Origin of the sequence: Corynebacterium sp. HMSC072A02 (assembly GCF_001810085.1) — a bacterium.
GTDB lineage: Bacteria > Actinomycetota > Actinomycetes > Mycobacteriales > Mycobacteriaceae > Corynebacterium > Corynebacterium hesseae.
In genome coordinates this window covers 81,310-87,309 of the sequence record NZ_KV799821.1, presented here as the reverse complement: position 1 = coordinate 87,309, position 6,000 = coordinate 81,310, and the positions used below count along the sequence as shown (strand labels likewise).

At 60.0% G+C, this 6,000-nt stretch carries 8 protein-coding genes and 1 pseudogene; 2 read left to right on the top strand and 7 right to left on the bottom strand.

Features of this window, described 5'->3' with window-relative positions:
* Nucleotides 1-123 precede the first annotated feature (123 nt).
* From HMPREF2698_RS13720 to HMPREF2698_RS02625, 3 genes are all read right to left on the bottom strand, one after another.
* Complete coding sequence (locus tag HMPREF2698_RS13720; protein ID WP_016423158.1) at nucleotides 124-477, bottom strand: type IIL restriction-modification enzyme MmeI; 354 nt, start codon at nucleotides 475-477, stop codon at nucleotides 124-126.
* Nucleotides 478-1,118: 641 nt separating this feature from the next.
* Complete coding sequence (locus HMPREF2698_RS02630; RefSeq protein WP_016423157.1) at nucleotides 1,119-3,011, bottom strand: heavy metal translocating P-type ATPase; 1,893 nt, start codon at nucleotides 3,009-3,011, stop codon at nucleotides 1,119-1,121.
* The gene (locus HMPREF2698_RS02625) at nucleotides 3,008-3,367 is read right to left on the bottom strand and encodes a Cd(II)/Pb(II)-sensing metalloregulatory transcriptional regulator CmtR (protein ID WP_005530797.1); all 360 of its coding nucleotides are present in this window, start codon (nucleotides 3,365-3,367) and stop codon (nucleotides 3,008-3,010) included. The genes HMPREF2698_RS02630 and HMPREF2698_RS02625 overlap by 4 nt, the downstream gene beginning before the upstream one ends.
* Nucleotides 3,368-3,516: 149 nt before the next feature.
* Between HMPREF2698_RS02625 and HMPREF2698_RS12870 the strand changes: the two are divergent.
* Both HMPREF2698_RS12870 and HMPREF2698_RS02620 read left to right on the top strand, forming a co-directional pair.
* A pseudogene (locus tag HMPREF2698_RS12870) lies at nucleotides 3,517-3,621 on the top strand (type II toxin-antitoxin system RelE/ParE family toxin); the annotation flags it as partial.
* Complete coding sequence (locus HMPREF2698_RS02620) at nucleotides 3,608-3,916, top strand: HigA family addiction module antitoxin (protein WP_083279048.1); 309 nt, start codon at nucleotides 3,608-3,610, stop codon at nucleotides 3,914-3,916. The pseudogene HMPREF2698_RS12870 and the gene HMPREF2698_RS02620, both read left to right, overlap by 14 nt.
* 54 nt (nucleotides 3,917-3,970) lie before the next feature.
* On the opposite strand, the gene arfB is transcribed toward HMPREF2698_RS02620, so the two are convergent.
* The 4 genes from arfB to HMPREF2698_RS13560 all read right to left on the bottom strand — a co-directional run bounded on the left by arfB (nucleotide 3,971) and on the right by HMPREF2698_RS13560 (nucleotide 5,751).
* Complete coding sequence (gene arfB / locus HMPREF2698_RS02615; protein WP_070517628.1) at nucleotides 3,971-4,414, bottom strand: alternative ribosome rescue aminoacyl-tRNA hydrolase ArfB; 444 nt, start codon at nucleotides 4,412-4,414, stop codon at nucleotides 3,971-3,973.
* Nucleotides 4,415-4,445: 31 nt separating this feature from the next.
* Nucleotides 4,446-4,955: a putative glycolipid-binding domain-containing protein gene (locus HMPREF2698_RS02610; RefSeq protein ID WP_246816465.1), complete on the bottom strand. Its 510-nt coding sequence runs from the start codon at nucleotides 4,953-4,955 to the stop codon at nucleotides 4,446-4,448.
* Between the two features lie 77 nt (nucleotides 4,956-5,032).
* On the bottom strand, nucleotides 5,033-5,419 hold the full coding sequence (locus HMPREF2698_RS13565) for a Fic family protein (RefSeq protein ID WP_083299186.1): 387 nt from the start codon (nucleotides 5,417-5,419) through the stop codon (nucleotides 5,033-5,035).
* Nucleotides 5,419-5,751 carry a Fic/DOC family N-terminal domain-containing protein gene (locus HMPREF2698_RS13560; protein WP_005530810.1) on the bottom strand — a complete coding sequence of 111 codons (333 nt, stop codon included), beginning with the start codon at nucleotides 5,749-5,751 and terminating at the stop codon, nucleotides 5,419-5,421. The genes HMPREF2698_RS13565 and HMPREF2698_RS13560 overlap by 1 nt, the downstream gene beginning before the upstream one ends.
* Nucleotides 5,752-6,000 lie beyond the last annotated feature (249 nt).

Genomic DNA, 6,000 nt, shown 5'->3' with positions numbered 1-6,000 from the left:
CGGGAAGTAGTCAACGACCTCCTCAACGGAAAAATCGAGGCCGGCGGCGGTAATCCCCCCACCACCAAAACCGAAATCCACCAGTAGTAGTGAACGACCCATGTTCGTCTACCGTGAGCCGCGTTATGGCAGTGACGTGTTCTCGTCGGGCACAGTCATAGTTCCCGGCGTTGCCAGCGACAGGGTTCTACACCCAGCAGCGGGACCGATCAAAATCACCCGCACGGGGAACGACCCTGCTGGTGGTTTCGATTTTGATGAAAGCGAGGAGACATAGCCCCTCGCCAACTCCCCGTAGCTGGCGAACAGTAGCTCCTGGCGCTGGCGCTCGTTGGTGAGTTTGCGTGCCACATCGAAAGCCTTATCGACTTCCCGGTCCAAGTTGTTGTGAGCCTTGAGCAGAATTGGGTCCATCGATAACGGGTTGTAGTGCTCCGCGAGTGACCGCTGGGGGTGCCGCTCGCGTGCCCGCAGCACCAACTGTCCAGCGTCGATGATTCGCTGCTGCGCCTTCTCATCTAGTTCACACAGAGCTGGTCCGCAGTTGTAGCTCCCGATGTACTCCGAAAAACGGAAAAAATAAATAGTGGGGATACATCAACCTTCCACTTTCCATTCTTCCGGCTCAGAGTATTGAGGGGTCTGGGACCGGGTCCGTAAACCCTTTATGTTTTTCGCGCACAGCGGTTTTTAGCGACGCACCCTATAGGTTTTCCGCAGAACTTATATGTGTTTCTGTGCACCCCATATGTTGTCTGTTTTAGCGGTATTTCGTTGTTAATTCCGCACGCGCGCATCAAATGGTTATTTATCGACGACACTCCGTCGAGTTCAAGTTCAACGTGTAACGCGAGGCGTTAATGACGTTTCGCGTTATTGGGGGTAGGTTGAAGAGCGCTGTCTCTAACTCGGGTTTTCGTTCGGCCTCGGTCCATTCCGCTACCTCGTGTGAAGAATCTGCAAGCGGTATCGAACCGTTGAACTATTAGGTTCCCCCACAGTTCCCGTGCCTGCACGCATCGAGAAGGACCAGGTGGTGAACTCGAATGACTCGCCTGGTCCAACGTGTGTGCGCTCGGCGCGTGGTTTAACCCTTATAAGACTTGCCGGTCACAGCCTCAGCGTTTCGCTCGTGCAGCCCGCAGGCCGTTCAAGATCACGATGACTTCGGCGACTTCGTGTACCAACACGACGGCGGCCAAGCCCAGTACACCGCTGATCGCCAGTGGCATCAACACGATGATGATGGCCAGAGACAGCACGATGTTTTGGTTGATGATCCTGCTGCCTCGGCGGGCGTGCTGCAGCGCCTGCGGGATCAGCCGGAGGTCGTGGCCAGTGAAGGCGACGTCAGCGGACTCGATCGCGGCGTCAGAGCCGGTTGCTCCCATCGCAATGCCCACCGTTGCGCCCGCCAGTGCCGGCGCGTCGTTGATGCCGTCGCCGATCATCGCCGTCGGCGTCTTGGAGGAGAGTTCGGCGACGATGCTTGCCTTGTCCTCCGGTCGCAGCTCGGCGCGCACGTCGTCGATTCCGGCGATTTCAGCCAGCGCCCGGGCGGTGCGAGTGTTATCGCCGGTGAGCATGCTCACTTCCACGTCGTTGTCGTGCAGGGACTGCACGGCATCGGGCACCTCGGGCCGCAACTCGTCGCGCACCCCGATCGCCCCGGCGAGAGCGTCATCGACGGTGACTAGGACGCAGGTCTGGCCTTCGGACTCCATGCGCTCAACGTCCGCCTTCAGTGGCCCGGCGTCGATCCATCGGGGGCTGCCGACCAGCACCCGTCGGCCTTCGACGGTGCCGCCGATGCCATGACCGGCTTCCTCGCTGATATCCAAGGCGGTGGGCGCTTCGGGCTCCGCTGCCACGATCGCCGCGGCGAGGGGGTGCGTCGATTGCTGCTCAACCGCCGCCGCGAAGGAAAGCACCTGCGCCCGATCGAATCCGTCTGCCGGGACCACTCCGGTAACCTCGGGCTGGTTGCGGGTAAGGGTTCCGGTCTTGTCTACCGCTAGGTGACGGATGCCGCCGAGTCGCTCGAACGCCGCGCCGGACTTGATGACTACTCCGAACTGGCTGGCCGCGCCGATCGCGGCCACGACCGTCAGCGGCACGGAGATTGCCAGCGCGCACGGCGACGCTGCGACCAGGACCACCAGCGCACGGGTGATCCAAGTCTCGGGGTCGCCCAACAGCGAGCCGATCACGCCGACCAGCACCGCCAGGATCATCACCCCGGGCACTAGGGGTTGGGCAATTCGGTCGGCGATCCGGGCGCGGTCACCCTTCTCCGCCTGCGCCTGCTCGACGAGGTCGACGAGTGTGGTCAGCGAGTTGTCCGTTCCAGCTGCGGTCGTCTCGACCTCCAGCACACCGGCGGAGTTGATCGCTCCCGCGGGTACCTCGTCGCCGGGCGCAACCTCCTCCGGAATGGATTCTCCGGTGATCGCTGAGGTGTCAAGGCTGGAGCGTCCGGACCGAATGATGCCGTCCGTGGCGATCCGCTCCCCGGGGCGTACGACCATTAGCTCGCCAACCTCAAGGTCCTTCGCAGCGACCTCGGCCGTCGTACCGTCGCGCAGCACGGTCGCGGTTTGCGGTACCAGCTTCAACAGTGCCCGCAGTCCGCCTTGGGCCCGGTCCATCGCCTTGTCTTCAAGCGCCTCGGCGATCGAGTACAGGAACGCCAGCGCCGCGGCCTCTCCGACGAAACCAAGGATCACCGCGCCGACCGCGCTGATCGTCATAAGCAAGCCAATGCCGAGCTTGCGCTTCGTGACAAGGTTCCGGATCGCTCCAGGTGCGAACGTGTAAGCGCCCAACAGCAGGCCAAGCCAATACAGTACCGTTGCGGGCGTCTCCAAGTCGGACCAGTCCAGCGCCAGTCCTGTAATGAGGGCTACGCCGGAGAAGATCGGTAGCAGTAGCTCGGGGTCCTTCCACCATGGCCGATCGAGCTCTTCGATCTCCGTGGCGGGTTCGTGTTCGCATCCACATGCTGAACTCATGCGTCCGTTCCTTTCTCGCCGCAGCCGGGCACCGAGCACTCGGTGTCGATGCAGGGGGCATTCTCGTCGACGGCCAGCGTCGCGTTGACCAGCGCTTCGAGCGCCGCCGCGAGGTGCGGATCGGCAATTTCGTAGCGGGTCTTACGGCCCTCCGGCTCAGCGACGACGATGCCACAATCGCGTAGGCAGGACAGGTGGTTCGAGACGTTCGAGCGGGTCAGATCCAAGCTTTGCGAAATCTCGGCCGGGTAGCCCGGACCGTCGAGTAGGGTCATCAGGATTCGGGAACGCGTCGGATCAGCCATGGCCCGGCCGAGCCGGTTCATGACGTCGAGGCGCGAAGCAATAGTCAGCATGTGCTGAACAATACAACGTGTGTTGAACTATTCAAAATGCACTGAACTGACGGTTCCGCGAAGGTCCTGCGACCTGCAGGAATTAGTCGATGGGATAGCAGATGACTGATCCTTTGTGGTTCGGCTGCCACCCAACGCGGGAGCGACGTGATCGGCGGGGTCAGTTCAGCATTCGAATCAACGACCAGTGGCGGATCTGTTTTCGGTGGTCCGCCGCGGGGCCAGAGGAGGTTGAGATCGTTGACTACCACTGACAAGCTCCCTCCGGTTCACCCCGGTGAGATCCTCATGGAGGACTTTCTCAAGGAAATGGGGATCACCCAGCACAAGCTCGCCGTCTCCATTGGCGTTCCGCCCCGCCGGATCAACGAGATTGTCCACGGAAAGCGGGCTGTAACCGCGGACACTGCTCTTCGCTTGGCTAAGTTCTTCGGAATGAGCCCCCAGTTCTGGCTCGGGTTACAGGCTCAATATGACTTGGACGTGGCGGAAGACAAGATCCTCTCGGAAATCGAGCGGATTCAACCGGTCCAAGCTGTCTCAGCGTAGCGGTTACCCGAACCAGGTCCGTCAGCGTGAGGATATGCACGCGGATGGTTCGAACTAGGAAATTTGGGGCTGCCGTCGCGTGGACTTGAGTTCCGAGCGCCGCTTTTTCGCTTCGAGACGGCGTCGCACCGAGCTCTGCGTCGGCTTGGTCCTGCGCCGCGGGGGAGGAAGCGGAGCGAGCGCCTCACGCAAGAGGGCGGCCATGCGCTCTCGCGCCTCGGTGCGGTTACGGACCTGCGAGCGCTGCGTCGACGCGCTCACGGTGAGCACTGTGCCGTCCAGGCGGTGTTCGAGGTTGTGAAGGACGCGGCGACGCTGGGCGTCGGAAAGCGATGAGCACGTAGCGATATCGACGGAAAGCTGCACTTTGCTGTCCGTAGTATTGACGCCTTGGCCACCTGGTCCCGACGACTTCGCGAACCGCTCCGTCAGGTCGGCGGCGACGATGACCAGACCCCCGGGGATCCCTGGGCCAGGCGCGATGGTCAGGTCGTTCATACCGCCCAGCTTAGTTAGAGTTGCTTCCGGATCAGACCCGCCGTGCGAGATCAGGGTAGTGTACGACCACTCCGTCACCGTCGACCTCCAACTCGACGTCGACTCCCCGTGTTCCGCTTTCGTATCGGACAGTTTCAGAATCGATGGAGCTGTAGTACTGGTCTGATGCGATCACCTGGAGGGACGGTATATCAATCCAAGCCATGATCAGCTGCGTTTTCGGAACCTGAGTCTCAAGCAGCGTCAAGCGACGAATAGGCATTGTGTTGGTGAGAGGGCACAGACCGAGATCGCAATCGAGTGCGGCTTTCAGATCGGCTGACTGGACGATACCGGGGGAGGGCAGATCTCCAGGCTGGGCGCCCTCTTCATTGGTTTCCGCCGACCACACGCCTTGCTCGGACCTAAACAGCTCGAGGCTTCGCCCCCATCCGTCGCCTTCAACGTTCACCGACACACGTTCAGTCACCCAGTTCTCCGTGGCGCGCCGCTCCCACGTGGCCTCGTATCCATCGCCGTATTGCACTCCGGAAGCGGTCAAACCGGCTCTTAAAAAATGAACTGCGGCCTAGTTCCGGATGAGGGGAATCTCGACATGCTCCCACTTATACGTGCGCTTCATGGTGAGGATTTTCCCACGCTTGATGGTGCGAAAAGGCAGGTAGCTTTCGATTTGGACCACGTACCGAGGACGAGGCATACCGGCAGAATGGTGTATTCAGTAAGTCCGCGACGCAGAAGAATCCCATGAATGAGAGCACGGCCCACACGGCCGTTGCCATCTGCAAATGGGTGAATCGTTTCGAATTGAGCGTGAGCAATCGCGGCCTGGATGAGAGCACCGCGCGAAGCGCCATCGAGGTAAAGACATAAGTCGTCTACGAGGTCATGGACTAGACGTGGGGGCGCTGGGATGAACTCGGCCCCAAAGAGTGTGTGGTTACTTCCACCAATCCAGTTTTGAATAGTGCGGAGACCAGTGGGGATAGAGCCCTTCTCCCCCATCAACTCTCTTTGGAGCTTTTCAAGAAGGCCGATGGAGATGTTGGTTCGGTGGCAAAGCTCTTCTCAATGGAACACAGAACGGTGAGGTTACGCGCAACCTCTTCCGCGCTTTCCTTAAAGCCGCGGACTTCCTCCTTTTGGGCGAGTTCCGCGAGGACAACCTTGTCGACGTTGGGCGCAATACCTTCAATGCGTGAGGAAGAAATCGCCTCAGAACGCATGAGTAAGCGGGCCACAGATTCCAACTGGCCAGAAGCAGCATGACGGTTGAGATCCAAGATCTCTCGCTCGATACGTGCTGCCCGGCTGGTGAGCTCTGGGGAAAACTCCATGCCTTACTTACAAGATGGTCAGGGACATAGACCTAAAAAGGGCCTCCGGCCTTATCGCGCCGGGGAATGCCGGAGCCTGATTCGGGGATCCAGCTCTCGGTAACGTAGTGAGGCTTGTAGAGGCTATCCATTCGTCAGACAGCAAATGAGTGGTTGGATAACTCTTATCCAACCACTCATTGCGGTTTATGCGCTAGATAAAGCTTAAACATACGGGGTTTCAGGGCCATAATTTGGCCTCAATGAGAA

Excerpts from the sequence above, each read along its gene's own strand:
- HMPREF2698_RS02630 (WP_016423157.1), bottom strand. The coding sequence starts at position 3,011 with ATGAGTTCAGCATGTGGATGCGAACACGAACCCGCCACGGAGATCGAA.
- HMPREF2698_RS02625 (WP_005530797.1), bottom strand. The coding sequence starts at position 3,367 with ATGCTGACTATTGCTTCGCGCCTCGACGTCATGAACCGGCTCGGCCGG.
- arfB (WP_070517628.1), bottom strand. The coding sequence starts at position 4,414 with ATGAACGACCTGACCATCGCGCCTGGCCCAGGGATCCCCGGGGGTCTG.
- HMPREF2698_RS13565 (WP_083299186.1), bottom strand. The coding sequence starts at position 5,419 with ATGGGGGAGAAGGGCTCTATCCCCACTGGTCTCCGCACTATTCAAAAC.
- HMPREF2698_RS13560 (WP_005530810.1), bottom strand. The coding sequence starts at position 5,751 with ATGGAGTTTTCCCCAGAGCTCACCAGCCGGGCAGCACGTATCGAGCGA.